This is a genomic window from Amycolatopsis sp. WAC 01416, from assembly GCF_003947485.1.
In the GTDB taxonomy this organism is placed as follows: domain Bacteria; phylum Actinomycetota; class Actinomycetes; order Mycobacteriales; family Pseudonocardiaceae; genus Amycolatopsis.
In genome coordinates this window covers 231945-256531 of sequence record NZ_QHHX01000004.1, presented here as the reverse complement: position 1 = coordinate 256531, position 24587 = coordinate 231945, and the positions used below count along the sequence as shown (strand labels likewise).

At 69.0% G+C, this 24587-nt stretch carries 26 protein-coding genes; 10 read left to right on the top strand and 16 right to left on the bottom strand.

Features of this window, described 5'->3' with window-relative positions; all coding sequences use genetic code 11:
* Positions 1 to 23: 23 nt before the first annotated feature.
* Entirely contained in the window at positions 24 to 590 is a 567-nt protein-coding gene (locus DL990_RS14965; protein ID WP_125799049.1) for a TetR/AcrR family transcriptional regulator, read from the bottom strand.
* A 98-nt stretch (positions 591 to 688) separates the two neighbouring features.
* On the opposite strand from DL990_RS14965, the gene DL990_RS14960 reads away from it, so the two are divergent.
* The 5 genes from DL990_RS14960 (at position 689) to DL990_RS14940 (ending at position 4880) form a co-directional block, all read left to right on the top strand.
* Positions 689 to 1597, top strand: a complete 909-nt coding sequence (locus DL990_RS14960; RefSeq protein WP_125799048.1) for a TIGR03620 family F420-dependent LLM class oxidoreductase — start codon at positions 689 to 691, stop codon at positions 1595 to 1597.
* Positions 1594 to 2430, top strand: a complete 837-nt coding sequence (locus DL990_RS14955) for a TIGR03620 family F420-dependent LLM class oxidoreductase (protein WP_125799047.1) — start codon at positions 1594 to 1596, stop codon at positions 2428 to 2430. Before DL990_RS14960 ends, DL990_RS14955 begins: the two co-directional genes overlap by 4 nt.
* Positions 2414 to 3370: an ankyrin repeat domain-containing protein gene (locus tag DL990_RS14950; RefSeq protein WP_125799046.1), complete on the top strand. Its 957-nt coding sequence runs from the start codon at positions 2414 to 2416 to the stop codon at positions 3368 to 3370. The genes DL990_RS14955 and DL990_RS14950 overlap by 17 nt, the downstream gene beginning before the upstream one ends.
* 300 nt (positions 3371 to 3670) lie before the next feature.
* A complete protein-coding gene (locus DL990_RS14945) occupies positions 3671 to 4612 on the top strand; it encodes an NADP-dependent oxidoreductase (protein ID WP_125786776.1) in 942 nt (313 codons plus the stop codon).
* 4 nt (positions 4613 to 4616) lie between these two features.
* Positions 4617 to 4880 carry a nuclear transport factor 2 family protein gene (locus tag DL990_RS14940; protein WP_233598966.1) on the top strand — a complete coding sequence of 88 codons (264 nt, stop codon included), beginning with the start codon at positions 4617 to 4619 and terminating at the stop codon, positions 4878 to 4880.
* Here the strand turns inward: DL990_RS14940 and DL990_RS14935 are convergent.
* Positions 4877 to 5167 (bottom strand): hypothetical protein, encoded by a 291-nt coding sequence (locus DL990_RS14935; protein WP_125786777.1) that lies wholly within the window; start codon positions 5165 to 5167, stop codon positions 4877 to 4879. The genes DL990_RS14940 and DL990_RS14935 overlap by 4 nt on opposite strands.
* A gap of 248 nt (positions 5168 to 5415) precedes the next feature.
* Positions 5416 to 6396, bottom strand: a complete 981-nt coding sequence (locus tag DL990_RS14930; RefSeq protein ID WP_125799045.1) for a helix-turn-helix transcriptional regulator — start codon at positions 6394 to 6396, stop codon at positions 5416 to 5418.
* A gap of 117 nt (positions 6397 to 6513) precedes the next feature.
* Between DL990_RS14930 and DL990_RS14925 the strand changes: the two genes are divergently transcribed.
* Entirely contained in the window at positions 6514 to 6978 is a 465-nt protein-coding gene (locus tag DL990_RS14925) for a hypothetical protein (protein WP_125799044.1), read from the top strand.
* 43 nt (positions 6979 to 7021) lie between these two features.
* Positions 7022 to 8032 carry a hypothetical protein gene (locus DL990_RS14920; protein ID WP_125799043.1) on the top strand — a complete coding sequence of 337 codons (1011 nt, stop codon included), beginning with the start codon at positions 7022 to 7024 and terminating at the stop codon, positions 8030 to 8032.
* On the opposite strand, the gene DL990_RS14915 is transcribed toward DL990_RS14920, so the two are convergent.
* From DL990_RS14915 to DL990_RS14900, 4 genes are all read right to left on the bottom strand, one after another.
* Positions 8026 to 8301, bottom strand: a complete 276-nt coding sequence (locus DL990_RS14915) for a DUF397 domain-containing protein (protein ID WP_125786779.1) — start codon at positions 8299 to 8301, stop codon at positions 8026 to 8028. The genes DL990_RS14920 and DL990_RS14915 overlap by 7 nt on opposite strands.
* Before the next feature lie 75 nt (positions 8302 to 8376).
* The gene (gene ilvC / locus DL990_RS14910) at positions 8377 to 9390 is read right to left on the bottom strand and encodes a ketol-acid reductoisomerase (protein ID WP_125786780.1); all 1014 of its coding nucleotides are present in this window, start codon (positions 9388 to 9390) and stop codon (positions 8377 to 8379) included.
* 43 nt (positions 9391 to 9433) lie between these two features.
* On the bottom strand, positions 9434 to 9940 hold the full coding sequence (gene ilvN, locus DL990_RS14905) for an acetolactate synthase small subunit (RefSeq protein WP_076162709.1): 507 nt from the start codon (positions 9938 to 9940) through the stop codon (positions 9434 to 9436).
* Positions 9937 to 11811, bottom strand: coding sequence for an acetolactate synthase large subunit (locus tag DL990_RS14900; protein WP_125792445.1), 1875 nt, complete (start codon positions 11809 to 11811; stop codon positions 9937 to 9939). The genes ilvN and DL990_RS14900 overlap by 4 nt, the downstream gene beginning before the upstream one ends.
* A 321-nt stretch (positions 11812 to 12132) precedes the next feature.
* On the opposite strand from DL990_RS14900, the gene DL990_RS14895 reads away from it, so the two are divergent.
* Both DL990_RS14895 and ilvD read left to right on the top strand, forming a co-directional pair.
* The gene (locus DL990_RS14895) at positions 12133 to 12603 is read left to right on the top strand and encodes a PH domain-containing protein (RefSeq protein ID WP_125799042.1); all 471 of its coding nucleotides are present in this window, start codon (positions 12133 to 12135) and stop codon (positions 12601 to 12603) included.
* A 63-nt stretch (positions 12604 to 12666) separates the two neighbouring features.
* Positions 12667 to 14511, top strand: a complete 1845-nt coding sequence (gene ilvD, locus DL990_RS14890; protein WP_125799041.1) for a dihydroxy-acid dehydratase — start codon at positions 12667 to 12669, stop codon at positions 14509 to 14511.
* 60 nt (positions 14512 to 14571) lie between these two features.
* Here ilvD and DL990_RS14885 read toward each other — a convergent pair whose 3' ends face one another.
* From DL990_RS14885 to DL990_RS14875, 3 genes are all read right to left on the bottom strand, one after another.
* The gene (locus DL990_RS14885; protein WP_125786961.1) at positions 14572 to 15114 is read right to left on the bottom strand and encodes a DoxX family protein; all 543 of its coding nucleotides are present in this window, start codon (positions 15112 to 15114) and stop codon (positions 14572 to 14574) included.
* Between the two features lie 192 nt (positions 15115 to 15306).
* Positions 15307 to 16131 carry a DUF72 domain-containing protein gene (locus DL990_RS14880; protein WP_125799261.1) on the bottom strand — a complete coding sequence of 275 codons (825 nt, stop codon included), beginning with the start codon at positions 16129 to 16131 and terminating at the stop codon, positions 15307 to 15309.
* Positions 16132 to 16163: 32 nt separating this feature from the next.
* On the bottom strand, positions 16164 to 17069 hold the full coding sequence (locus DL990_RS14875; protein ID WP_125799040.1) for a 2-hydroxyacid dehydrogenase: 906 nt from the start codon (positions 17067 to 17069) through the stop codon (positions 16164 to 16166).
* A gap of 62 nt (positions 17070 to 17131) precedes the next feature.
* Here DL990_RS14875 and DL990_RS14870 point away from each other — a divergent pair, with 62 nt between their 5' ends.
* Entirely contained in the window at positions 17132 to 18358 is a 1227-nt protein-coding gene (locus DL990_RS14870) for a sorbosone dehydrogenase family protein (RefSeq protein WP_125799039.1), read from the top strand.
* A 113-nt stretch (positions 18359 to 18471) separates the two neighbouring features.
* Here the strand turns inward: DL990_RS14870 and DL990_RS14865 are convergent, their stop codons facing one another.
* From DL990_RS14865 to gatC, 6 genes are all read right to left on the bottom strand, one after another.
* Positions 18472 to 19869, bottom strand: coding sequence for a S9 family peptidase (locus DL990_RS14865; protein ID WP_125799038.1), 1398 nt, complete (start codon positions 19867 to 19869; stop codon positions 18472 to 18474).
* A 25-nt stretch (positions 19870 to 19894) separates the two neighbouring features.
* Positions 19895 to 20590: a cupin gene (locus tag DL990_RS14860; RefSeq protein ID WP_370451327.1), complete on the bottom strand. Its 696-nt coding sequence runs from the start codon at positions 20588 to 20590 to the stop codon at positions 19895 to 19897.
* Positions 20591 to 20664: 74 nt separating this feature from the next.
* A complete protein-coding gene (locus DL990_RS14855) occupies positions 20665 to 21174 on the bottom strand; it encodes a hypothetical protein (protein ID WP_125799037.1) in 510 nt (169 codons plus the stop codon).
* Entirely contained in the window at positions 21167 to 22672 is a 1506-nt protein-coding gene (gatB, locus tag DL990_RS14850; protein WP_125799036.1) for an Asp-tRNA(Asn)/Glu-tRNA(Gln) amidotransferase subunit GatB, read from the bottom strand. The genes DL990_RS14855 and gatB overlap by 8 nt, the downstream gene beginning before the upstream one ends.
* Complete coding sequence (gene gatA / locus DL990_RS14845; protein ID WP_125786789.1) at positions 22669 to 24186, bottom strand: Asp-tRNA(Asn)/Glu-tRNA(Gln) amidotransferase subunit GatA; 1518 nt, start codon at positions 24184 to 24186, stop codon at positions 22669 to 22671. The genes gatB and gatA overlap by 4 nt, the downstream gene beginning before the upstream one ends.
* Entirely contained in the window at positions 24183 to 24482 is a 300-nt protein-coding gene (gene gatC, locus DL990_RS14840; RefSeq protein ID WP_005162012.1) for an Asp-tRNA(Asn)/Glu-tRNA(Gln) amidotransferase subunit GatC, read from the bottom strand. Before gatC ends, gatA begins: the two co-directional genes overlap by 4 nt.
* Positions 24483 to 24587: the final 105 nt, after the last annotated feature.

The window sequence follows — 24587 nt, the reverse complement described above, 5'->3', positions numbered from 1 at the left end:
TTAGACCTGGTGACAGGGGATTGTTAACTCGCCCGTAATCCCGCGAAAACGAGATCGAGGAGGCGTTCGAGGGACTTGTCACCCGAAAGGTGTTCGCTGGCCCAGGAAAGCGCGTGCAGCACCACCAGGATTTCGGGCACTGTGACGTCCGCCCGGAGCTCCCCCGCGGCCTTCGCCCTTTCCACCAGTTGGGACACCTGGTCTCGCATGGCGTGACAGGACGCGTAGAGCGGCGAGGTCTCGTCGTTGAGGACGTCGACCATCAGTTCGGGTAGTCCGCGGTAGCGGGCCGACTGTTCACCCATCCCGGCGAGCCAGGCCTTCAGCGCGTTCAGCGGCTCCGCGGAGTCCAGGAGTTCGCGGGCCGCGGCGGCCTGCGTGTCGAAGCCTTCGCGAAGCACCGTCTCGACGAGGGCCTCCCGGGTCGGGAAGTGCCGATAGAGCGTCCCGATGCCGACACCGGCCCGGCGAGCGATCTCTTCCAGTGACGCCTCGACGCCGTGCGCGGCGAAGGCGCGCCTCGCCTCTTCGAGGAGGCGCTCGTAGTTGCGCCGGGCGTCCGCCCGCAGCGGCTTCTTCTCGGTGTCCATCGCACTCCCGAGCCTAGTCTCGACAAATCGGAGGCAGCCTCCGTATAGTCGGACGACGTAAGCGGAGGCTGCCTCATGTTAGCGGAGAGACTGTTGCGATGAACCTGATCGAAGAAACCCGGAACCAGCTGGGAGCGGTGGGGGTCTGGCTGCCGGTCGGCATGTTCGTGCCGACACCCGACGAGGAACGGCGGGCGATACAACGGCTGGAAGAGCTGGGTTACCGCACCGTGTGGGGCGGCGAAGGACCGGGGAACCGGGAGCTGTTCGCGTACAGCGCCATCACGCTCGCCGCCACCGAACGGGTGGTGGTCGGCACCGGGATCGCCAACATGTGGTCCCGGCCCGCGTACACCGCCCAAAGCGGCGGGCGGACCCTCGCGCAGGCCTTCCCCGGCCGGTTCGTGCTCGGCGTCGGGATCGGGCACAGCCACCAGGCGGCGAAGACCGGGTCGGACTACCGGCCGCTCGAACAGACCCGTGACTACCTCGCGGCGATGACCGCGGCGGAGAAGGAATTCCCTTCACCGGTGCCGTTCCCACGTGTCCTCGCCGCCGTCGGCCCGAAGATGCTCGAACTCGCGCGGGAGCTGGCGGACGGCGCGCATCCGTTCGCCCAGCCCTTCGAGCACACGCCGTACTCCCGGGAAATCCTCGGCGAGGACAAACTGCTCGTTCCCACCCATTCGGTCCTGCTCGGCGATCGCGAGCAGGCGCGGGCGAGCGTGACCAGGGATATCGAACTGATGAAACGGTACGACGTCCCGCATTACTTCAAGGGCTGGAAGCGGCTCGGCTACACCGACGCCGACATCGACGGCGTCAGCGACCGGCTCGTGGACGGGCTGACCGCGTGGGGCGACGAAGAGCGGATCGCCGGACGGATCAAGGAACTCGTCGACGCGGGCGCGGACACCGTGCTCGTCAATCCGGTCGGGGACGATCTCCCGTCCATAGTGGACCAGCTGGAACGGCTCGCCCCGGCACTGGCGGAGGTGACCCGATGAGCGTCGGAGTCTGGACGTTCTCGTTCGACGGCAAGGAAATCGGCGAACTCCGCCAGGCGGCCGCGGAGGTCGAGGAACTCGGCTTCGACATGTTGTGGTTCGGCGAGTACCTGGGGCGGGAGGCGTTCACGCAGGCGGGGCTGCTGCTGGCGGCGACGTCCCGGCTGACCGTCGCCAGCGGCATCGCGCGGTTCTCCCACCGGGCACCGGTCGCCGCGGCCGCCGCCGAACGAACCCTCGCCGAGGCCTATCCGGGCCGGTTCGTCCTCGGGCTGGGCGGGCACTTGCCCGGCGCGAAACCGCTGGAGGCGATGCGCGGCTATCTCGACGAAATGGACGGGACCGAACTGTCCACACCGGACTCTCCGCGTCGGCGTGTGCTGGCCGCACTGGGGCCGAAGATGCTCGCCTTGGCCGCCGAACGCACCGATGGGGCGCATTCGTACTTCGTCCCCGTCGAGCACACCGCGCTGGCGCGGGAGACCATGGGACCTTCGGCCTTCCTCGCCGTCGAGCAGGCCGTCGTCCTCGGGCCGGACCGGGAGATCGCGCGGCGGCACGTGTCGCTGTATCTGGACCTGGCCGCCCACCATCGGGCGAATCTGCGGCGGTTCGGGTTCACCGAGGAGGACTACGGCTCCGACCGGCTGGTGGACGCGCTGGTCGCCGTCGGGGAGGACGAGATCGACGCCCGGGTGCGGGCGCATCTGGACGCGGGCGCGGACCACGTCTGCCTGCAGGTCCTGACCGGCGACGACCGGATCCCGCTGGCCGAATGGCGGGTTCTGTCGGGGGTCGGGGGTAGCGTGCGGGAGCGTGACGTCACCGGCTGAACTCGCTTTCGAACGGGCACGGGAACTGATCGACGCGCGGGACCTCGCCGGGCTCGCGCGCCTGATCGGCGACCTGCCCACGCTCGTCCACGCGCACGGGAAGAACGGGAACGACCTGCTCGGCATGGCCGCCGCGACCTGCGACGAGCGGCTGTGCCGGATCCTGCTCGACCATGGCGCCGATCCGGCGTCGGCCAACGTCCACGGCTGGACGGCGTTGCACCAGGCCGGGTACGCCGGGCTGCCGCTGCTGGTCACGATGCTGCTCGACGCGGGCGCCCCGGTCGACGTTCCCGCCCGCGGCGACGGCGGGACACCACTGGTGGTCGCGTTGTTCTGGGGCCATCGTGAGGCCGCGGAGCTGCTCGCCGCGCGTGACCTCTCCCCCGGCAACCTCCGGGTGGCGGCGGGACTCGGCCGCGCCGACCTTCTCGATTCGCTGCTCGCGCCGGACGGCACGCTCTCCCCCGCGGCGGGCGCGCATCGCGAGTTCCACCGGCCGCACAGCGGTTTCCCGGAATGGCGGCCGAGCGACGTTCCCGCCGAGGTCGTCGACGAGGCACTCGCGTGGGCGGCGCGGAACGACCGGTCCTCGGCTGTACGCACCCTCGTGGAGCGGGGAGCGGCGGTGGACGCCGACGTCTACCGGGGCACGGCACTGACCTGGGCCGCGGCTCAGGGCAAGGCTTCGGCGATCAGGACCTTGGCGGAACTCGGCGCTTCGGTCGACCATCGGGGGACGTTCGGCGGGTTCTCCCACGGGGAGGGCGTCACGGCGCTGCACCTGGCCGTGCAGGGCGGGCACGTGGACGCGGTCCGGGCTTTGCTCGAGGTGGGGGCGGATCCCTCGGTGGAGGATTCCTTGTACTCCTCGTCGGCTTTGGGGTGGGCCGAGCACTTCGAGCAGAGGGAGATCCTGGCGGTCTTGCGAGGCGCCTGAGCTCGCGCCACGGCGTGCACGCGGCCGAGCGGGTGTTGCGAAAGCCACTTTCGCAACGTTGAAGGTTGCGAAAGTGGCTTTCGCAACGCCCCCGCCGTCGAGACGGCAACGGAGGCGCACGACCCGGCCGCACCGACCCCACGGCGTGCAATGAAAGGTCCTTTCCTTGCAAATTTTGCTAGGAAAGGACCTTTCATTGCACGACCAGCACCCGCTACGCGCCACAGCTGTCCCGATCCTGACGCCCCCTGGCTCGTCCGCGCCTCGCCGAAAGTACGACGAGCACCGAACAATGGCCTCATGCGAGCGATCAGCCAAAACCGCCTGGGCGGCCCCGAAGTCCTCGAACTCGTCGACGTCGAAAGACCTGTCCCCGGCCCGACCCAGATCCTGGTCCGGGTACATGCCGCCGGCGTCAACCCGGTCGACTGGAAGACCCGCAAGACCGGGGGCATCGGCCCGATGGGCGATCCGCCGTTCATCCTCGGCTGGGACGTGTCCGGCGTCGTCGAGGAGGTCGGCGCGGGCGCGTCCCTGTTCTCCCCCGGCGACGAGGTCTTCGGCATGCCGTCGTTCCCGTTCCAGGCCGGCGCGTACGCCGAGTACGTCGCCGCGCCGAGCCGTCACTTCGCGCGCAAACCGTCCACTTTGGACCATGTGCACGCGGCCGCGGTCCCGCTCGCGGGGCTGACCGTCTGGCAGAGCCTCGTCGACACCGCGGACATTCAGCCGGGGCAACGGGTTCTGATCCACGCGGCAGCTGGCGGGGTCGGGCATCTCGCGGTCCAGATCGCCAAGGCGCGCGGCGCGTACGTGATCGGGACGGCCAGCGCGGCCAAGCACGAATTCCTCCGCGGTCTCGGCGCGGACGAGCTCGTCGACTACCGCACGACGGACTTCGCCGAGGAGGTCCGTGACGTCGACGTCGTCCTCGACACGATCGGCCAGGAGTACGGCCCGCGGTCGCTCAAGACGCTTCGCCGCGGCGGCAGGCTCGTCCAGCTCACCCGCACGAACGACGAACGGATGCCGGAGCTGGCCGAAGCCGCTGGAGTCACCGCCGGGTTCACCCTCGCCGAGCCGGATCGCACCGGCCTGCTCGCGCTGGCCGGACTCGTCGACAGCGGACGCCTCAAGCCGACGATCGACACGGTGTTCCCACTGGAAGAGGCCGCGAAAGCCCAAGAACTCGTGGCCGCAGGGAAGACCACGGGAAAGGTCGTGCTGTCCGTCGCGGAGTGACCAGGTGGACAAGCGGAGTCTGCATTTCAAGTTCGGCGAACAGGGCGAGGTCCGGTTCCGGGTGATCCACGAAACCCTCGATCCGGAGGTCGTGATCGGCGAGTTCGACTACCAGGGCACGGCGAGCGACAGCGCGGAATTCCGCGTCACCACCATCTTCGTGCTGCGCGTGCGCGACGGGCTGATCGTCGAATCGCGTGACTACGCCGACCATCTCGCCATCTCCGCCGCGACCGGACGGCTCGACGACCTGTTCGCGCGGCTTTAGGCGGACTCCATCCGGGTGATCAGCCGGCCGGGTGGCAACGGCCTCGTCGGCGAGCGCGTGAACCCGGTGGCGAGTCCGGATCCGCCGGATCTCGCCACCATGAGGGAGGAACCGATGACGAGCATCCGGTCGAAAGCACGCGGAGGGGTCGCGGCGGCGGTGATGGCGATCGCCGCGGGCACGCTGGTGTCGATGGCACCGGCCGCCTCCGCGTCGACCCAGGCCATCCCACCCGACTGCAGCGTGTGGCGGAGCACGGGCTCCTGGGCGGTTTCGTCGAAGTGCACCCAGCGCGCGCACCGAGCCGCGGCGGAGTGCCGTACCTACACCCAGCCCACGTACCGGTGGTACTTCGGCGCGTGGGCGAACAGGAACGAGGTGTCCACAGTGAACTGTCCTCAGGACACGACGGGTCTTCGACGAATGAGCGTGGATTACCCGGACTGATCATGGGCGAAGGCCGCGGGGCCATCCGAATGTCCACAGTCGACGGTCGTCAGCTGTGGACATCTCGGGCCGGCTGTCGACCGACTGGCTAATCGCGGGCTTCCAGCAGGCCTGCCGCCCGCGCGGTCCGCTGGTACAGCACGTAGCGCCCGTCTCTGACCTTGGTGACGAGACGGGCGCGGTGCAGCGCGCCGAGGTGATAGGAGACGGTGCCCGGGGTGTATCCGAGCCGGGCGGCGAGTTCCGCCGTGGACCGGGCGGTTTCGAGGTCCGCCAGTATGGCCGCTCGGGCGTTGCCGACCACTTGCGCGAGGTTTCCGGACCTGTGGTCCCGGCCGGTTCCGACCCGCTGGGCGGGGTAGTAGAGGACGAGCTGCCCGGGGGTGTCGACCTGGATGATGACGTCGGGCCAGTTGAGCACTCCGGGTGCGAGGACCAGGTCCCGGCCGGTGCCATCGATTTCGCCGTCCCACGTCTTCTCGATGGTGACCGCGTCGCCGGACCAAGCGATGTCGGGGTGGAGCGTTCCGAGCATCCGGCCGACGCCGTGGGCGGCGATGCCCGTCGCGCGATGGGCGATGTCCTGATCGATGATCGAGCGCAGGTCGGGCCAGCCCTCGGAGAGGGTGTCCCGCCAGAACCGGGCGAGACCGTTGGCGAGACGTCGCTGCATCCGTCCCGATTCGGCGATCCGGCGGGTCTCGGCCTCCATCGGCCTGCGCCAGTGGGTCCGGGTGTAGTGGAAGACCTGGCTTTCGAGGTCGTCCTGCGCAACCGCCTCGATCTGCGCGATCTGTTCGTCGAGCAGGTCGCGGCGCTGCGTGTCCGTGCCCGGCTGCGGGGTGAGCAGGTCGGGCGTGTAGGTGTCGCCGTCCCGCGGCAACAGGTCCGCGAGCAGGGCGACGTCCGGATGGGCGAGTGACGCGCGGGCGAGTGGTCCGGGGTCGCCGAACACCGGGTGCCGTCCTGACGCGGCGGCGAGTTTCAGCCACGCCAGGGATTCCGCTGCGGGGGAAGGGGAAAACCGCGTTCTGGACACCGTATCGGCGTCGACACGCAACGTGAGCACCGCGTCGACGCTAGCAGTCTTCGCGACGGATTTGAACGGGCTCGAATCCTTTCCGGTGCGAGGCCCACCCGGGGTTGAGTGGTGTCTCCGAACAAAACGAACCGGGGAGTGATCGTCATGGGCACAACGAAGGCGAAGAGCCGCTTGAGAAAGGTCGGTGCCGCCGTCGCCGCGGTCGCATCGGCGGGCGGGATGGTCTTCGCGGCGACACCCGCCACCGCCGCCGACTACCCCACCAGCAAGTTCCGGATCGAGGTCGGCGAGAGCTACTACATCGGCACGGTCACCTGGTACAACCGGTCGGTCGGCGTCAACGGGGCGTTCAAGGCCTCCGGTTGCCGACGGGTCTACGCGGAGGCCAGGGCGGGCACGAGATGGCTGGGCTGGCAGAGCTCCAGCACCTGGTGCGACGAATCCGGGCCGGCGCCCCTCACCGTCAGCGCGGACATCGACGGCGGAGCCACCAAGGTCTACGTCTGGATGACCACCGAGGACCCCAAAAAGGGTCTCGAATACTTCACCTGCTTCCGCACCTTGAGCGCTTGCGCCGGTCCTTCCGTGGGAACGCCGCCGGACAACTGACCGGTCGGATCCACACCGAGAAGCACCGACAAGGAGGGTCCACTTGAACGTCCGTTCCCTGGCCACGGCAGCGGTTTTCGCACTGATCGCCTGTCTGCTGGCCGCCACCCCCGCGCAAGCGGCGACATCCGTCACCTTCACCCCGCAAACGATCTCGGTACCCAAGCAGGTCCGGCCTGTCGTGCACAGCGTCACTCCCGTAGGCACCATTTCGCTGGACATGACCGCCACGCAGACCGCATACGTGGTCTCGAAGATGCGGGTCAACGACGCCACCATCCGCAGCCTCTTCGACAACGAAATCGTCTGCCGGGGCCCGGGCGGCTGGAGCAAGAACATGGTGATCGGGCAGAACGTCTACGACACGAACTCGGGCTCCCCGAACCAGGACGTGACGCTCTACACCCGCTTCCTCGTCCACCCCGGCGTCGCGGGCACGGTCACCTGCACCGCGAACGTGCGGGGCAACTCGCTCAGCCGGGACAGCGCCGCCACCTACCGCTTGGTCAGCGGGTACCTCACGTTCGCCGACACCTCGGTCACCAACGCCACCGACGGGCAACCGGTGCAGTCCAGCGTGAGCACGGGAGTCCGTGGTCTCCACGCCGATTCCCCGAAGGTGTGGGAGCCCACGCTCGACTACTTCACCCTCCCCTCGACCGTGCAGGGCCTCAACGTGGTGGGCGACGTCGAGCTGCAGGTCTGCCTACGGGGTATCACCTGTGACGAATACAAGACCACAAAGGTGAAGTTCACGCTTTTCGTCAACCAGTGGAAGGCGGACGGCACACTCTGCAAGACCGACAGCAGCATCCAGGTCACGCATGAGGTGCCGTACTGGGTGCACCACAAATACGTGCCACTCAACAAAGCGGACTTCACCGTGAGCAAGGCACCGGGCTGCGTCCCCCGGTTCAACGCCTACGTCAAGGCCGAGTGGCTGGGCGGCGAGGCGGCAGGCATCCAGGGAACGGCCACCGGACTCACCGACTCGGAAGGCTCGACCACCACGCACGACTCCGACATGAGCCACGCGTACGTCTTGCCTTATTGATCCGGCTGGGCGGGAAGGTCGAATTCGCCGTCCCGCACGCCTTTCACGAAGGCGTCCCATTCCGTCGGCGTGAACACGAGGACATGGCCGTCCGGATCCGACGCCTGGCGCATGGCGGTATAGGTGACGCCGTCGGTGTGCGGGATCAGCGCGTACTCGGCGCGGTCTTCGAGGTTCGCGCCTTCCGGTTCCGCCCGGATCCACACCGCGTCGCTCAGGTCCAGATCGGGCCTGACCTGAGCCTTGTCGTCCACCGGCTGCTCACTCATGGTGTCCACGCTATCGCTTTCCGATACGCAAAACGAAGGGGCCCTTCGCGATGAAGGGCCCCTTCGTGGTGACGACTAGGCGGTCTCGGTGATCGGCCGGTCCACCCACGACATCAGGTCGCGCAGCTTCTTGCCGGTCTCCTCGATCGGGTGCTGGTTGCCCTGCTCCTCGAGCTTGGTGAAGTTCGGCCGCCCGGCCTCGTCCTCGGCGACCCATTCGCGGGCGAAGGTGCCGTCCTGGATCTCGCCGAGGATCTTCTTCATCTCTTCCTTGACCGCCGGCGAGATGACGCGCGGGCCGCGGGTCAGGTCGCCGTACTCGGCGGTGTCGGAGATCGAGTAACGCTGACGCGCGATACCGCCCTCGTACATGAGGTCGACGATCAGCTTCAGCTCGTGCAGCACCTCGAAGTAGGCGATCTCCGGGGCGTAGCCGGCCTCGGTGAGCACCTCGAAACCGGTCTGCACCAGCGCGGAGGCGCCACCGCAGAGCACGGCCTGCTCGCCGAAGAGATCGGTCTCGGTCTCCTCGGTGAAGGTCGTCTTGATGACACCGGCGCGGGCACCACCGATGGCGGCCGCGTAGGAGAGCGCGAGCGCCTGCGCGTTGCCGGAAGCGTCCTGCTCGACCGCGATGAGCGCCGGGACGCCCTTGCCGTCGACGAACTGGCGGCGGACCAGGTGGCCCGGGCCCTTCGGCGCGACCATGGCGACGTCCACATTCGACGGCGGCTTGATCAGGTCGTAGCGGATGTTGAAGCCGTGGCCGAAGAACAGCGCGTCGCCGTCCTTGAGGTGCGGCTCGATGTCCTTCTCGTAGATGGCGCGCTGCTTGGTGTCCGGCGCGAGGATCATGATCAGGTCGGCCTCGGCGCTGGCCTCGGCCGGGGTGAGCACGCGGAGACCCTGCTCCTCGGCCTTGGCCCGCGACTTCGAGCCCTCGGGCAGACCGATGCGGACATCGACACCGGAGTCGCGCAGGCTCAGCGAGTGCGCGTGACCCTGGCTGCCGTAGCCGATCACGGCGACCTTGCGACCCTGGATGATCGAAAGGTCCGCGTCGTCGTCGTAAAAGATTTCCACTGCCATGAGGGGTACTACTTCCTTTCCTGACTTACAGATTTAAGAAGATCTAGCGGGCGGAGGTGGCGGTGATGGATCGGGCGCCCCTGCCGACCGCGACCATTCCGGACTGGACCAGTTCGCGGATGCCATAGGGCTCCAGCATCCGCAGCAGGGCACCGATCTTGTCCGAGGTCCCGGTGGCTTCGACGGTGAGCGCCTCGGGGGACACATCCACCACTTTCGCGCGGAAAAGCTGGACTGTCTCGAGGACCTGGCTGCGCACGGTGGCGTCGGCCCGGACCTTGACCAGCAGCAGTTCACGCTGCACGGCTGTGGACTTTTCCAATTCCACGATCTTGATGACGTTGACCAGCTTGTTGAGCTGTTTGGTCACCTGTTCGAGCGGTAGCTCTTCGACGGCGACCACGATCGTCATCCGGGACACCTCGGGATTCTCCGTGGGCCCGACGGCGAGGGATTCGATGTTGAAACCACGCCGGGAGAACAGTCCGGAAACCCGCGCGAGGACACCGGGCTTGTTCTCGACCAGAACGCTCAGGGTGTGCACGCTCATCGGGCGTCTCCTTCTGCCGCCGCGTTGATCTCCGCCTCGGCGGCGACTTCGTCGTCGTCGAAGAGCGGGCGGATCCCGCGCACGGCCATGATTTCGTCGTTACCGGTGCCCGCGGCCACCATGGGCCACACCTGGGCATCCTTCCCCACCACGAAATCGATCACGACGGGGCGGTCGTTGATCTCCATGGCGCGCCGGATGGTGGCGTCGACGTCCTCCTTGGTCTCGCAGCGGAGCCCGGCGCAGCCGAGCGCCTCCGCGAGCAGGGTGAAGTCGGGGATGCGGTGTTTGTGCGTACCGAGATCGGTGTTGGAGTACCGCTCGGAGTAGAAGAGGTTCTGCCACTGGCGGACCATGCCCAGGTTGCCGTTGTTGATGACGGCGACCTTGATCGGCGCGCCTTCGATGGCGCAGGTGGCCAGTTCCTGGTTCGTCATCTGGAAACAGCCGTCGCCGTCGATGGCCCAGACCTGCTTGTCCGGCATGCCGAACTTGGCGCCCATCGCGGCGGGGACGGCGAAGCCCATCGTGCCGAGACCGCCGGAGTTGATCCAGGTGCGCGGGTTCTCGTACTTCACGAACTGCGCGGCCCACATCTGGTGCTGGCCGACGCCCGCGGTGTAGACCGCGTCCGGGCCGACGAGCGAACCGATGCGCTCGATGACGTACTGCGGGGAAAGCGTTCCGTCGTCGGGCCACTCGTAGCCGGCCGGGTAGTCGTCACGCCAGGCGCTCGCCTGCGTCCACCAGTCCGTCAGATCCGGCTTCGCGGACTTGTCGGTCTCGGCGCGGACGGCCTCGATCAGCTCGGTGATGATCTCCGCGCAGTCGCCGACGATCGGCACGTCCGCCTTGCGGTTCTTGGAGATCTCGGCCGGGTCGATGTCGGCGTGGACGATGGCGGCGTCCGGCGCGAACGACGACAGCTGCCCGGTGACGCGGTCGTCGAAGCGGGCGCCGAGGGCGATCAGCAGATCCGCCCGCTGCATCGCGGCGACCGCGGCGACCGAACCGTGCATTCCCGGCATGCCGAGGTGCTGCGGGTGCGAGTCGGGGAAGGCGCCGCGGGCCATCAGCGTGGTGACGACCGGGATCCCGGTCAGCTCCGCCAGTTCCATCAGCTGGCGCGAGGCGTCGGCCTTGATCACGCCACCGCCGACGTAGAGGACAGGGCGGCGCGACTTGCTGATCAGCCTGGCGGCCTCGCGGACCTGCTTGCCGTGCGGGCGCAGCGTGGGCCGGTAGCCCGGCAGCCGCATCTCCGTCGGCCAGGAGAAGGAGGTCATCTCCTGCAGGACGTCCTTGGGGATGTCCACCAGGACCGGACCGGGGCGGCCGGTCGACGCGAGGTGGAAGGCCTCCGCGATCGTGCGCGGGATGTCCGCCGGGTCGGTGACCAGGAAGTTGTGCTTGGTGATCGGCATCGTGATGCCGCAGATGTCGGCTTCCTGGAAGGCGTCCGTGCCGATCAGCGCGCGGGACTGCTGACCGGTGATGGCGACCACCGGGACCGAGTCCATGTTCGCGTCGGCCAGCGGGGTGACCAGGTTGGTCGCGCCGGGACCCGAGGTGGCCATGCACACACCGACCTTGCCGGTCGCCTGCGCGTATCCGGTGGCGGCGTGGCCGGCGCCCTGTTCGTGGCGGACCAGGACGTGGCGGACCTTCGTCGAATCGAGCAACGGGTCGTACGCCGGGAGAATGGTGCCGCCGGGAATACCGAACACGACTTCCGCGCCCACCGCCTCGAGCGAACGGACGAGCGACTGCGCGCCCGTGACCCGCACCGGGGTCCCGGCGGGCGGCGCCGGCTTGGGTCGGGCTCCAGAGGTTCCCGCATTCGCTTCAGCTCGCGAGGTGGCACTAGTCATCGCTGTTTGCCTCGTCTTGTCTAGTCACTCGTTCGGGTATTCATCGACTGGTCGGGCTGGTGAAATTGTTCCAGGCAACAAAAAACCCCCGCCGACCGGAGTGGTCGCACGAGGGTCGCGCGTCGACGCAGCGGAGACTTCCCTAAGCGTCGACGCGCTTGGGAAGTACGAGGCCGGTCTGCGTTGTCACGAGAGTGAAGCTAGCCGGTCGCCGTCAAGAGTGTCAACTCTGCGGGATGGCGATTCCGCATGCTGGACACCATCGGCGGATGGCGCGACCCGCGTTCGGGGCTCCGAAGGCGGCGGTGCACCATCTTTGACGTGGCAGAAGAAAAGCAGCAGGAACAGGCGAACGAGGACCGCAAGGCCGTCTTCAAAATCCCGAACACGGCGTTGCTGGCGATCGCTTTCCTTGTCGTCTGTGTGACGCCTGTCGCGTTCGGCGACGTGCCGTACCTCCAGTGGCTCTATCTCTTCCCGATCGCGCTGGCGGTGTTCGTCATCCGGACCCGCACGACGGCGACGGCGAAGGGCTTGGAAGTCCGCACGATGTTCGGGCGGCGGGACCTGCCGTGGGCCTCGCTCAAGGGCCTCGCCATCACCGAGAAGGCGAAGGTGCAGGCGGTGCTGAAGGACGACACCAAGATCGCCCTCCCCGCCGTGCGCACTCGTCATCTTCCGGTGATCTCGCTGGTCAGCGCGGGTCGCGTGGCCGACCCTTCCGGACTGACCGACGACGTGGCCAAGGCCGAGGAGAAGGCTCCGGAGAAGAGCGAGAATTCCGGGGAGTAGGATTGGTAGGACCAGTTTGGCGCCAGTTCGCCCTGGTCCTCATCCCGAACCTTGGAGTCCGCCGTGCCTCAACTCCGTTCCCGGACCACCACCCACGGCCGCAACGCGGCGGGCGCGCGCTCGCTCTGGCGCGCCACCGGAATGACCGACAGCGACTTCGGCAAGCCGATCGTCGCCATCGCGAACTCCTACACCCAGTTCGTGCCGGGCCACGTGCACCTCAAGGACCTCGGCGAGATCGTGGCGGGCGCGGTGAAGGAGGCGGGCGGTGTCGCCCGCGAGTTCCACACGATCGCCGTGGACGACGGGATCGCCATGGGGCACAGCGGAATGCTGTACTCGCTGCCCTCGCGCGAGATCATCGCCGACTCGGTCGAGTACATGGTGAACGCGCACCAGGCCGACGCGCTGGTCTGCATCTCCAACTGCGACAAGATCACCCCTGGCATGCTGAACGCCGCCATGCGGCTGAACATCCCCGTGGTGTTCGTCTCCGGCGGGCCGATGGAGGCCGGGAAGGCCGTGGTCGTCGGCGGGGTCGCGCAGGCGCCGACCGACCTGATCACCGCGATCGCCGCGTCGGCCAGCAGCGAGGTCGACGAGGACGGGCTGTCCATTGTGGAGCGTTCGGCCTGCCCGACCTGCGGTTCGTGCTCGGGCATGTTCACCGCGAACTCGATGAACTGCCTCACCGAGGCCCTTGGGCTCTCCTTGCCGGGCAACGGTTCCACCCTCGCCACGCACGCCGCCCGCAAGGCGCTCTTCGAGGATGCCGGGCGCACCGTCGTCGAACTGTGCAAGCGCTGGTACGAACAAGACGACGAGTCCGCGCTCCCGCGTTCGATCGCGTCGAAGAAGGCGTTCGAGAACGCGATGGCCCTCGACATGGCGATGGGCGGTTCGACCAACACGGTGCTGCACATCCTCGCCGCCGCGCAGGAGGGCGAGGTCGACTTCACCATCGACGACATCGACGCCATCGGCCGCCGCGTGCCATGCCTGTCGAAGGTCGCGCCGAACTCGGACTACCACATGGAGGACGTCCACCGCGCGGGCGGAATCCCGGCCATCCTCGGCGAGCTGTACCGCGGCGGCCTGCTGAACACCGACGTCCACTCCGTGCACTCGCCGGATCTGCAGTCCTGGCTGTCCACTTGGGACATCCGCGCCGAGGCCCCCTCGGACAGGGCGGTGGAGCTGTTCCACGCGGCGCCGGGCGGGGTCCGGACCACGGAGGCGTTCTCCACCGAGAACCGCTGGTCCTCTTTGGACACCGATGCCGCGGACGGCTGCATCCACAACGTCGAACACGCCTACACCAAGGACGGCGGGCTCGCGATCCTGCGCGGCAACCTCGCCGAAAACGGCGCCGTCATCAAGTCGGCGGGCATCGACGAGGAACTCTGGCACTTCGAGGGCCCGGCGCGCGTGCTGGAAAGCCAGGAGGAGGCGGTTTCGGCCATCCTCAAGAAGGAGATCCAGCCTGGTGAGGTGCTGGTGATCCGCTACGAAGGCCCGGCGGGCGGCCCCGGCATGCAGGAGATGCTGCACCCGACCGCGTTCCTCAAGGGTTCCGGCCTCGGCAAGAAATGCGCGCTGATCACCGACGGCCGGTTCTCCGGCGGCTCGTCGGGCATCTCGGTCGGGCACATCTCGCCGGAGGCGGCCGCGGGCGGGACGATCGGCCTGGTCCAGAACGGCGACCGGATCCTGCTCGACGTCCACGAACGCCGTCTCGAACTGCTCGTCGACGCGGACGTCCTCGCCGAGCGGCGCGCGAAGATGGAAGCGAGCGAGCGGCCGTGGCAGCCGGTCTCGCGGGACCGGAAGGTGACCGCCGCGCTGCGGGCCTACGCGCGGATGGCGACTTCGGCCGACACGGGCGCGGTGCGGGACCCGAGCAAGTAGTCACCTACTTGCGCCCCCTCGCGTGCAATGAAGGGGCCTTTCATTGCACGCGAGGGGCGGTCAGCGGCAGAGGACGAGCACCACGACCGAGGCGGCCGCCGTCAGCAGTAGTCCGATCAGCCCGAACGAGAGCGGCCGCTTCCGCCACGGGGTGTTGACGTCCAGCGCGATCCGCCCCGAGCCCGCGAGCAGGACGGTCAGCGAAGCCGCGGCCAGCAGGAGTTCGAACTCGAAGCCCTGCCCTTCCTTCTGGAAGAACCCGCCGCCGAACTTCACGTACACGATGTTCGCGCAGACACCCAGCAGCGCGGCGGCGCCGACGGGGGTGAACAGGCCCACCAGCACGAGTGCGCCGCCGACCACCTCGCTGATCCCGGTGATCCACGAAAGCAGTGTGGTCTGGGTGGTGTAGCCGAAGTTGCCGAGCACCCTGGCAAAGCCGCCGACCCCGGGCCCGCCGAAGGCGCCGAAGAGGTGCTGCAGCCCGTGCGCGCCCATGGTCACGCCGAGCACCACTCGCAGGACGAGCAGACCGAGGTCGATCCCGCCCCTGGTCTCCGCCGGGTTCGGGCCGCTGTCGGGCTCGGCCACGTCCGAGATCATGCTGGTCTGGTAGTCATCGCTCACGCGCGAAGGGTAGGCGAAACCTGCCCGTCAGGCGACCGAACCGCCGGACCTGTTCGAGTACGCCGTGACAGGAGGGACATCACGCGTGTCCAGCCGGACGACACACGTGACTGGACGGACGACACACGTGATCGGACGGACGACACGCCGGACCGGCGGCGGAGCGGCTCAGAACAGGGTCGCCGGCTCGATCGGTTCGGGCTCGGGCAGCGGGGCGAGGCCGGGCACCAGGGCGCGCACGTCGTCGTGGAACCGGCGGGCGAGCGCCGGGGCGTCGTCGTTGTCGGGGGTGTGCACGAAGATCGTCGGCGATCGGCCCTCACGCAGCCACTCGGCGACCACCTCGGTCCACGGCCGCCACCCCTCGACGGTCACCTCGGCCGAGTCCCGGCCCAGGTAGCGGACGATCGGCCGGTCGGTCAGCGCCCGCGTCCGCCGCGGCAGCCGCGGTTTCTTGCCCCAGGCATCCTGCTCGGCCTCGCTGGCGGGCGGTCGCCGGAAGAAGACCGTGGTGTCGAACGGCACCCACTCGGCGTTCGCGTCGGCGAGTGCCCTCTCCAGCGACGACGTCGAGCGGGCGTCGGTGTGGAAGTCGGGATGCCGCACCTCCACGGCGCGACGGCGGCCGGCGGGGAGCCTGCGCAGGAAGCGGCCGAGGGCGTCGACGTCCGACGGGCCGAACGAGCCGGGCAGCTGGGTCCACAGGACCGCCCGGTCACCGAGCGGTTCGATCGCGTCCAGGAACGCCCGCATCTCGGTCTCGACCCCGGTGAGCCGTCGCTCGTGCGTGACGATCTTGGGCAGTTTCACCACGAACCGGAAGCCGGGATCGGTCTGCCGTGCCCACGTCGCGACGGTGTCCCGGGCCGGGGTCGCGTAGAAGGTGGTGTTGCCCTCGACCGCGTTGCACCAGCCGGCGTAGGCCCGCAGCCGCTCCCCCGCGGGCAGCGACCGCGGCACGAACCGCCCGGCCCACGCCTTGTGCGTCCACATCGCGCAGCCGACATGAAGATTCGCCACGGTACTCAGTATTCGCCGTGGACCAGGTTCTTCGGCAACTCCCCACCCAGATAGTGGCTCAGTTCCCTGGCCACCACCGCGTACGCGCGCTGCCGCCGCCCGCTCACCGCGCCCGCGACGTGCGGCGTGAGCAGCAGTCCCGGCACGTCCCACAGCGGATGCCCGGCGGGCAGCGGCTCGGGATCGGTGACGTCGAGGGCGGCACGCAGCCGTCCGGACGTGAGTTCCGCGACGAGCGCGTCGGTGTCCACGACCGGCCCCCTCGAGACGTTGACGAGGATCGCGTCGTCCGGCATCGCGGCCAGGAACTCCGCGTCGACCATGCCGCGCGTGTGCTGGGTGAGCGGCACCATCAGGACCGCGACGTCGTGCTCGGACAGCAGGGCGGGGAGTTCGTCGACGCCGTGGACACCCTCACGGGCGCTCGCGCCGACCATCGTGCAGCGCACGTCGAACGTCTCCAGCCGACGGCGCAGATGCCTGCCGAGGTCGCCCGCGCCGATGATGAGGACCCGTTTGCCCTGCAGGGTGTCGGTGGTCCGCCGTTCCCAGTGCCTCCGTCGCAGGCCGTCGGCGAAGCCGTCGAGACCGCGGTAAATCGCCAGCAGGACCGCGACGACCCACTCGGCCGAGCTTCCGCCGTGCGCGCCGCGGCAGGTCGAGAGCAGGACTCCGTCCGGCACCTTGCCGATCCAGTCCTCGGCGCCTGCCAGCAGCAGCTGCACGAGTTTGACGTTCGGCAGTTCGCGCCAGAGTGCCTCGGTCGGCCGGTCACCGGTCACGAGGACCTCGGCCTCGGCTGCCTCGGCGGGCACCGGCTCGCCGTGGCGGTACACCACCGGACGCACGCCGTCGATCTCCGAAAGCGCGGCCACTCCCTCTTCGTCGGGCACGAGAACGGTCACAGTCATGATCTCCACGGTATCCAGTGCCGCTTACCTGTGGCTCACGCACGCCCACCTAGGCTTGCCCCGTGCGTACCCGGTACCGGCGGAAATGGACCGCGCCGCTGGCCATCCTGGCCTGCGGTGCGCTGATGCTCTCCGGCTGCGCCGAATTCGACAACACCGCCGCCGGGCAGAAGTTCACCCCGGTCAACCCGCCGTCCCCCGAGGTCCCGCCGCAGATCGGGCCCGGCGGTGAAGCGGGCGACCCCGGCCCCGGCCGCGGCGGCAACGGGCGAAATCAGACGCCGACGCCGATCCCGCCGCCGCAGGGCTGCAAGGACTTCGACAAGGCCGTCATCGCGACCTGCCTGGACACCGTCGCCGCCGTGGCCGCGATCCCCGGCGACGGCATCGCGCCCAGCGCGCTCGCCGGAGAACGCAAGAGCGGCCGGATCGTGCTCGCCGCCTCGGAGAAGGATCCGGCGGACTGGGCGACCATCCCCGTGGACGGCTCCGGAGACGGCGGCCTCACCTCGCTCGCCCTCTCCCCCGGTTTCGCCGAAGACCAGCTCGTCTTCGCCTACATCACCACGCCGACCGACAACCGGGTCGTCCGGCTGGCGAAGGGCCAGGCGCCGAAACCGGTGCTGACCGGCATCCCCAAGGGCGCCACCGGCAATCGCGGCGCGCTCGGCACCGACGCCAAGGGCGCCCTCCTGGTCGCCACCGGCGACGCGGGCAATGCCGGGCTCGCCGCCGATCCCGCGTCTCTCGCCGGGAAGGTGCTGCGCATCGACACCTCGGGCAAGCCGGCGGCGGGCAACCCCACACCGGGTTCGGCGGTCTTCTCGACCGGCGTGCACTCCCCCGGTGGGATCTGCCGTGACCAGACCGGTTCGCGCCTGTGGCTGACCGACAGGCTGGCCGACAAGGACGTGCTGTACCGGCTCCGGGGTGGCCAGCCGCTGACCACCCCGGCGTGGAGCTGGACCGACAAACCCGGCGTGGCGGGCTGCGCGGATTTCGTCGGTGCCACCGGCTATCTCTCCATCACGACCTCGATCGCGGGCAACCTGCAGAACCTGCCGGTCACCCCGGACGGCGCGGTGACCGGGAAACCCAGCGTCGCCATGGACGGCAAGGTCGGCAAGCCGCCGAAGACCTTCGGCAGGCTTTCCGCGATGAGCATGATCAACCCGCAGGTCGCGATCACCGGGACGATCAACAAGGACGGCGGCTCACCGGTTTCGAGCGACGACCGCGTCGTCATCATCACGCCGTCGGCCAGCGCCGGCGGGGGCGGCAAGGACTGAGTGTCTCTCGGTGAACCCGCACCGCGATAGCGGGGCCTTCGGCCAGGCGGGTTCACGCGTTATGTCCGGTTCACGAGGCCGTCCTCAGCTTCCGCCAACAGGACTGAGCGGCCTTACCTGGACGGCCTCGGCTGAGCGGGCGGCGTGAACCAGGTGAACGCCGGCGCCATGGCCTTCTCCTTGCCCAGCGGATCGAACAGTTCCGGCACGAGCCGATATGCGGATCCGAGCGCGGTCGCGGCGGCGGTGAGCCGGCGCGGATCGGTGGACGGCCAGTGGCCGGTGTCCACTCGGGACAGCAGGGTGCGGAGCAGGACGATCTCCTCGGCCGCGTTGAACGAGCAGTGACCGCCCCGGCTGACGTAGGTCTGTCGCAGCAGAGCGGGATCACCGTTGCGCCGGACCTGATCGCCGTACCACCGGGCCTGCCCCGCGACGGCGCCGCCGTCTCCGGTGGTGTGCGCGGTCAGCACTGGTGACGGTGTGCTCCCGCGCGCCACCGTGTAGCGGTGCATGTAGGCCTGCGCCTTCGGATCCGCCGAGATCCGCGGGGCCGCGGCGAGCCGGTCGAGATCGGCTTCCAGATCCACGCCTCCCGCCCGGTACGCATGCCGCACCAGGTCGAGCCCGGCCGAGCGGGCGAGCTGACTCCGGTAGTCGATGCCGGTGTTGAAGGAAGGGTTCCCACCGGCCCGGCGTTCGATTTCGGGGCGTGCGGACGGTCCGTAGCCGGGCAGGTAGGCCCCGGTGACCCACAGCGCCTGCTGCGCGAGGCGGTCGGCGGGAGCCGTCGGCTCCGGTTCGTGCGCGAGCGCCCAGCCCGGGATGGTGCCCAGTGCTCCGGCCAGCGCGATCCGCGCCCTGCCCGCCTCGGTCTTCTGGGCTTCGGCGACGACGGCTTCGAGTGCCGCCTTCGCGGCCTGCGGATCGCGGGGCCGGACCAGGTCGATGTCCGCGTCCGGCGCCAGCAGGGTCTTGAGCGCGAAAAGCATGTCCAGAGCGCTGTTCCACGTGCCGTTGGTGTCGTACTCGCCGCACTGCGTCAGGACGCCGTCGAACCGGCCTGGGTTGTTCTCAGCCAGCTTCAAGGAGATCACGGCGCCCATGGACATCCCGCTGGTGATGGTCCGCCGCGGTTTCCCCACCTTGGCCTGGAACCAGTCCAGCAGTGCGATCTGGTCGGTCAAGGCCTCCTCGATCGCGTGCCCGAAAACTCCCTTGTAGTTCGACGCGGCCAGCGCGTAACCCTGGTCGAGCAGCCAGGACTCGGTCTCGGGTCTGGTGGCCAGCATGATCTGTGCCGGCTTCCACGGGTCCACGTAGAGCCCGTGGCTGTAGAGCACCAGCGTGCCGTTCCAGCGTTTCGGCACTTTGACCAGGAAGTCCGCACCGTCGATCGTTCCCTCGTGGACGCGCGGGCGTTCTTCGGCGGCCGCTGGCGCAGCGGTGAACAGCGCGCCGAAGAGGAGCGCGACGAGCACGGTGACGAGTGTCCTGCGTGAGTGGGTCATACAAGAAAAATAGGTGACCATATGGTCACATGTCAAGCCGGTACTCCGTCCGGTGCCCGCACATGCCGTAACCGTCCTCTTTGGACGGAGCGATCACCCGGACGCCGGACCGCTCCAGGTGGCTCACGTCGCCGTTCGCGAGCGCTTCCAGGTGCTCCCCGGTCAACTCGGCGGCGGCCAGCGCACCGGCGCGCCAGCGGGGGAACCAGGCGTCGACCTTCGGCGCGACCAGCGCGGCGGCCGCACGGTGGAAATCCCTCAGCGGGCCGGGGTTTCCCGACACGAGGGCGTCGCGGATCGGCAGATAGCCCTCGATCGCGAGATCGCGGCGACGGCGAGCGGCGTCGTCGTCCACGGGCATCGCGGCGGCCTCCGCGTACGCGTCCGGGTCGGCGAGGATCGGCGGCGGGAAGGTGAAGACCGCGTCCCCCGCTTCGGGCAGCCCGCTGTTCTGCATGAGCACGGTGATCCGCAGGTCTTCGCGCTGCACCATCCGATGGACCGTGCCGGGCGCGAACCACGCGACGACACCGGGTTCGAGTTCGATCTCCCGGTAGCCACCGACGTCGAGCGTCTGCACCGCGCCACGTCCACCGGTGACGACGTAGGCCTCGGTGCAGGCCAGATGCAGATGTGGACTGCCGCCACACACCCCGTCCGCGGCTTCCCATTCGTAGGCGCACAGATGGGAGAGGCCGATGCCTCCAGGCAGGGGGAACACGATGATCTCCTCGAAAGAAAGCGCTTTCTCATAGCCCGCTTCCGCAAGTAGGTGACTAATTGCGGAAAGGGGGGTTATGGGCGGCGGACGCGGGTTTCCGCGCGCAGGCGCCGGACGTCGAAGAACGCGACGACCGCGGAGACGACAGCGGCGAGCAGACCGAGGTAGCGGCCGAGGCCGGACCCGATCTCGATGCCGGCGGCGGAAAGGATCCCGCGCTGGTCGGCGTCGAACTGCCAGTCGAGGCTGATCCAGCCGAGCAGCGTCAGCAGCAGCGCGCCGATGGCCGCCATCAGCCACAGATGCGGCAGGCCCGCGCGGCGGACGGCGTCGACTCGGCCGAACAGCACGACGGCGAGGCCGGGCAGGAACAGCAGGAACACCGGCGCCCAGGCGAGGAAACCCGAACGCCACGCGTCACGCGTGACGTCGTCGGCGGGCAACGTCGTCAGGACGTCCTCGATCTCCGGGCGCGACGCGGTCAGCGTCGTCCACGGCAGGAACAAGGCCACCAGCGCGAGCAGCCCGGCCGCGAGGCCGAGCCACTCACGCCAGGTGACCTTCTTCAAAGCGAGATCAGGCACCGACTCGCTCGACGATCAGTTCGCGTACGCGTTTGGCGTCGGCCTGACCCTTGGTGGCCTTCATGACCGCGCCGACGATCGCCCCGGCCGCGGCCACCTTGCCGCCGCGGATCTTCTCGGCGACGTCGGGCTGCGCTGCCAGCGCCTCGTCGACCGCCGCGATGAGCGCGGAGTCGTCGGAGACGACCTTCAGGCCGCGCTTCTCGACGACCTCGGACGGTGAACCCTCGCCGGCGAGGACGCCCTGCACGACCTCCTTGGCCAGCTTGTTGGTCAGCTCACCGGAGTTGACCAACGCGATGACCTCGGCCAGCTGCGCCGGGGAGATCGCCAGCTCCGCCAGTTCGATCTCGCGGGAGTTGGCCTCCTGCGCCAGCGTGTTGACCCACCAGCTGCGGGCCTCATCCGGCGTTGCGCCCGCCTCGACGGTGGCGGCGACCAGGTCGACCGCGCCGACGTTGAGCAGGTCGCGCAGCGCCTCGTCGGTCAGGTTCCACTCGCGCTGGATGCGCTTGCGGCGCTCCGACGGCATCTCCGGGAGCGTCTTGCGCAGCTCCTCGACCCATTCGCGCGACGGCGCGATCGGCACCAGGTCGGGCTCCGGGAAGTACCGGTAGTCCTCGGCGGTCTCCTTGGTGCGGCCCGGCGACGTGGTGCCGTCGGCCTCCTGGAAGTGCCGTGTCTCCTGCTTGATCGTGCCGCCCTCGGCGAGAATCGCCGCCTGGCGGGTCATCTCGTACCGCACGGCGCGCTCGACACTGCGCAGCGAGTTGACGTTCTTGGTCTCGGTGCGCGTGCCGAACTCGGTCGCGTCCTTGGCCATCAGCGAAACGTTCGCGTCGCAGCGCAGGGAACCCTGGTCCATGCGGACGTCGGAGACGTCCAGCGCGCTCAGCAGATCCCGCAGGGCGCTCACGTACGCGCGGGCGACCTCGGGGGCGCGGCCGCCGGTGTGCTCGATCGTCTTGGTGACGATCTCGATCAGCGGGACCCCCGCGCGGTTGTAGTCGAGCAGCGAGTGTTCGGCGCCGTGGATCCGGCCGGTCGCGCCGCCGACGTGCAGCGACTTGCCGGTGTCCTCCTCCATGTGCGCGCGCTCGATCTCGACGCGGACGACCTCGCCGTCGTCCAGCGTCACGTCGAGGTAGCCGTTGAAGGCGATCGGCTCGTCGTACTGCGAGGTCTGGAAGTTCTTCGGCATGTCCGGGTAGAAGTAGTTCTTCCGGGCGAACCGGCACCATTCCGCGATCTCGCAGTTGAGCGCGAGACCGATGCGGATCGCGCCTTCGATCGCCTTGGCGTTCACGACCGGCAGCGCACCGGGCATGCCGAGACAGGTCGGGCACACCTTGGTGTTCGGCTCGCCGCCGAACTCGTTGGCGCAGCCGCAGAACATCTTGGTGTTCGTGTTCAGCTCGACGTGCACCTCGAGGCCCAGCACCGGGTCGAACCGCTCGATGACGTCGGCGTAGTCCATGAGTTCCACCACGGCGGTCACTTCTTTCCTCCCAGCTCCGGAACCTCGTGCACCAGCGAGCCACCGTTGGCGGCGTCGCGTGCGACCTCGTAGGCGGCGCCGACGCGGTACAGCCGGTCGTCGGCCATCGCGGGGGCCATGATCTGCAGGCCGACCGGCAGGCCGTCCTCATGCGACAGTCCACTCGGGACACTCATCGCGGCGTTGCCCGCGAGGTTCGACGGAATGGTGCAGAGGTCCGCCAGGTACATCGCCATCGGGTCGTCGACGCGCTCGCCGATCTTGAACGCGGTGGTCGGTGTGGTCGGCGAGACCAGCACGTCCACCTTTTCGTAGGCGGCTTCGAAGTCGCGCGTGATGAGCGTGCGGACCTTCTGCGCCGAGCCGTAGTAGGCGTCGTAATAGCCAGAGGACAGCGCGTACGTGCCGAGCATGATGCGGCGCTTGACCTCGGGGCCGAAGCCCTTCTCGCGGGTCAGCGACATGACCTCTTCGGCGCTGTGCGCGCCGTCGTCGGACACGCGCAGGCCGTAGCGCATGGCGTCGAACCGGGCGAGGTTCGACGAGCACTCGCTCGGCGCGATCAGGTAGTACGCGGGCAGCGCGTAGGTGAAGTTCGGGCACGAGACCTCGACGACCTCGGCACCGAGCGCGCGCAGCTGCTCGACGGCGGCCTCGAACGACCGCAACACGCCCGGCTGGTAGCCGTCGCCGGCGAATTCCTTCACCACGCCGACGCGGACGCCCTTGAGGTCACCGGTGAGGCCCTGGCGGGCCGCGGCGACCACCGGCGGGACCGGCGCGTCGATCGAGGTCGAGTCCATCGGGTCGTATCCGGCGATGACCTCGTGCAGCAGGGCGGCGTCGAGCACCGTCCGCGCGCAGGGACCGGCCTGGTCGAGCGACGACGAGAAGGCGACGAGACCGTAGCGGGAGACACCGCCGTACGTCGGCTTCACGCCGACGGTGCCGGTGACGGCGCCGGGCTGGCGGATCGAACCGCCGGTGTCGGTGCCGATCGCGATCGCGGCCTCGAACGCCGCGATGGACGCCGAGGAGCCACCGCCGGAACCGCCGGGGATACGGGCGTGGTCCCACGGGTTGTGCGTCGGGCCGAACGCGGAGTTCTCCGTGGAGGAGCCCATCGCGAACTCGTCCATGTTGGTCTTGCCGAGCACCACGACACCGGCTTCGCGCAGCTTGCGCGTCACGGTGGCGTCGTACGGCGGGATCCAGTTCTCCAGGGTCTTCGAACCGACCGTGGTCGGGATGCCCTTGGTGGTCAGCACGTCCTTGAGCGCCAGCGGCACGCCGGCGAGCGGCGACTTCGGCGCCTTGCCCTCGGCGACGTCGGCGTCCACCGCGCGGGCCGCGTCGAGCGCGCCCTCGGTGTCCACGTGCAGGAACGCGTGGATGTGGTCGTCGACCTCGGCGATCCGGTCCAGGTGGGCCTTGGCGACCTCGACGGCCGAGACCTCACGGGACTGGATCTTCTCCGCCAGCTCGGCGGCGGTCAGCTTGATGAGTTCGGTCACTGTTCTTCTCCCAGAATCCGCGGCACCCGGAAACGACCCTCTTCGCTGGCAGGCGCACCGGCCAGCGCCTGCTGCTGGGTCAGGCCCGGTCGGACCGTGTCCTCACGGAACACGTTGGTCAGCGGCACGGCGTGCGATGTGGGCGGGACATCCTCGCCTGCGACCTCGCTCACCTTGGCCACCGAGTCCAGGATCTGGTCGAGCTGGCCTGCGAAGACGTCCAGCTCCTCTTCGGTGACGGCAAGCCTGGCCAGCTTGGCGAGGTGTGCGACCTCGTCGCGGGAAATGTTGGGCACGCGGGTGACTCCCGGGGTGTGCTGTGCGGGTTCTGTCGGAAGCTGCAAGTCTATGGTGGCGGCGTCGGCGTACTCGACTGGGTTATGCCGCGGCCTGCGCTCCCA

Excerpts from the sequence above, each read along its gene's own strand:
- DL990_RS14965 (WP_125799049.1), bottom strand. The coding sequence starts at position 590 with ATGGACACCGAGAAGAAGCCGCTGCGGGCGGACGCCCGGCGCAACTAC.
- DL990_RS14960 (WP_125799048.1), top strand. The coding sequence starts at position 689 with ATGAACCTGATCGAAGAAACCCGGAACCAGCTGGGAGCGGTGGGGGTC.
- DL990_RS14955 (WP_125799047.1), top strand. The coding sequence starts at position 1,594 with ATGAGCGTCGGAGTCTGGACGTTCTCGTTCGACGGCAAGGAAATCGGC.
- DL990_RS14945 (WP_125786776.1), top strand. The coding sequence starts at position 3,671 with ATGCGAGCGATCAGCCAAAACCGCCTGGGCGGCCCCGAAGTCCTCGAA.
- DL990_RS14925 (WP_125799044.1), top strand. The coding sequence starts at position 6,514 with ATGGGCACAACGAAGGCGAAGAGCCGCTTGAGAAAGGTCGGTGCCGCC.
- DL990_RS14915 (WP_125786779.1), bottom strand. The coding sequence starts at position 8,301 with ATGAGTGAGCAGCCGGTGGACGACAAGGCTCAGGTCAGGCCCGATCTG.
- ilvC (WP_125786780.1), bottom strand. The coding sequence starts at position 9,390 with ATGGCAGTGGAAATCTTTTACGACGACGACGCGGACCTTTCGATCATC.
- ilvN (WP_076162709.1), bottom strand. The coding sequence starts at position 9,940 with ATGAGCGTGCACACCCTGAGCGTTCTGGTCGAGAACAAGCCCGGTGTC.
- DL990_RS14900 (WP_125792445.1), bottom strand. The coding sequence starts at position 11,811 with ATGACTAGTGCCACCTCGCGAGCTGAAGCGAATGCGGGAACCTCTGGA.
- DL990_RS14885 (WP_125786961.1), bottom strand. The coding sequence starts at position 15,114 with ATGATCTCGGACGTGGCCGAGCCCGACAGCGGCCCGAACCCGGCGGAG.
- DL990_RS14880 (WP_125799261.1), bottom strand. The coding sequence starts at position 16,131 with ATGTGGACGCACAAGGCGTGGGCCGGGCGGTTCGTGCCGCGGTCGCTG.
- DL990_RS14875 (WP_125799040.1), bottom strand. The coding sequence starts at position 17,069 with ATGACTGTGACCGTTCTCGTGCCCGACGAAGAGGGAGTGGCCGCGCTT.
- DL990_RS14865 (WP_125799038.1), bottom strand. The coding sequence starts at position 19,869 with ATGACCCACTCACGCAGGACACTCGTCACCGTGCTCGTCGCGCTCCTC.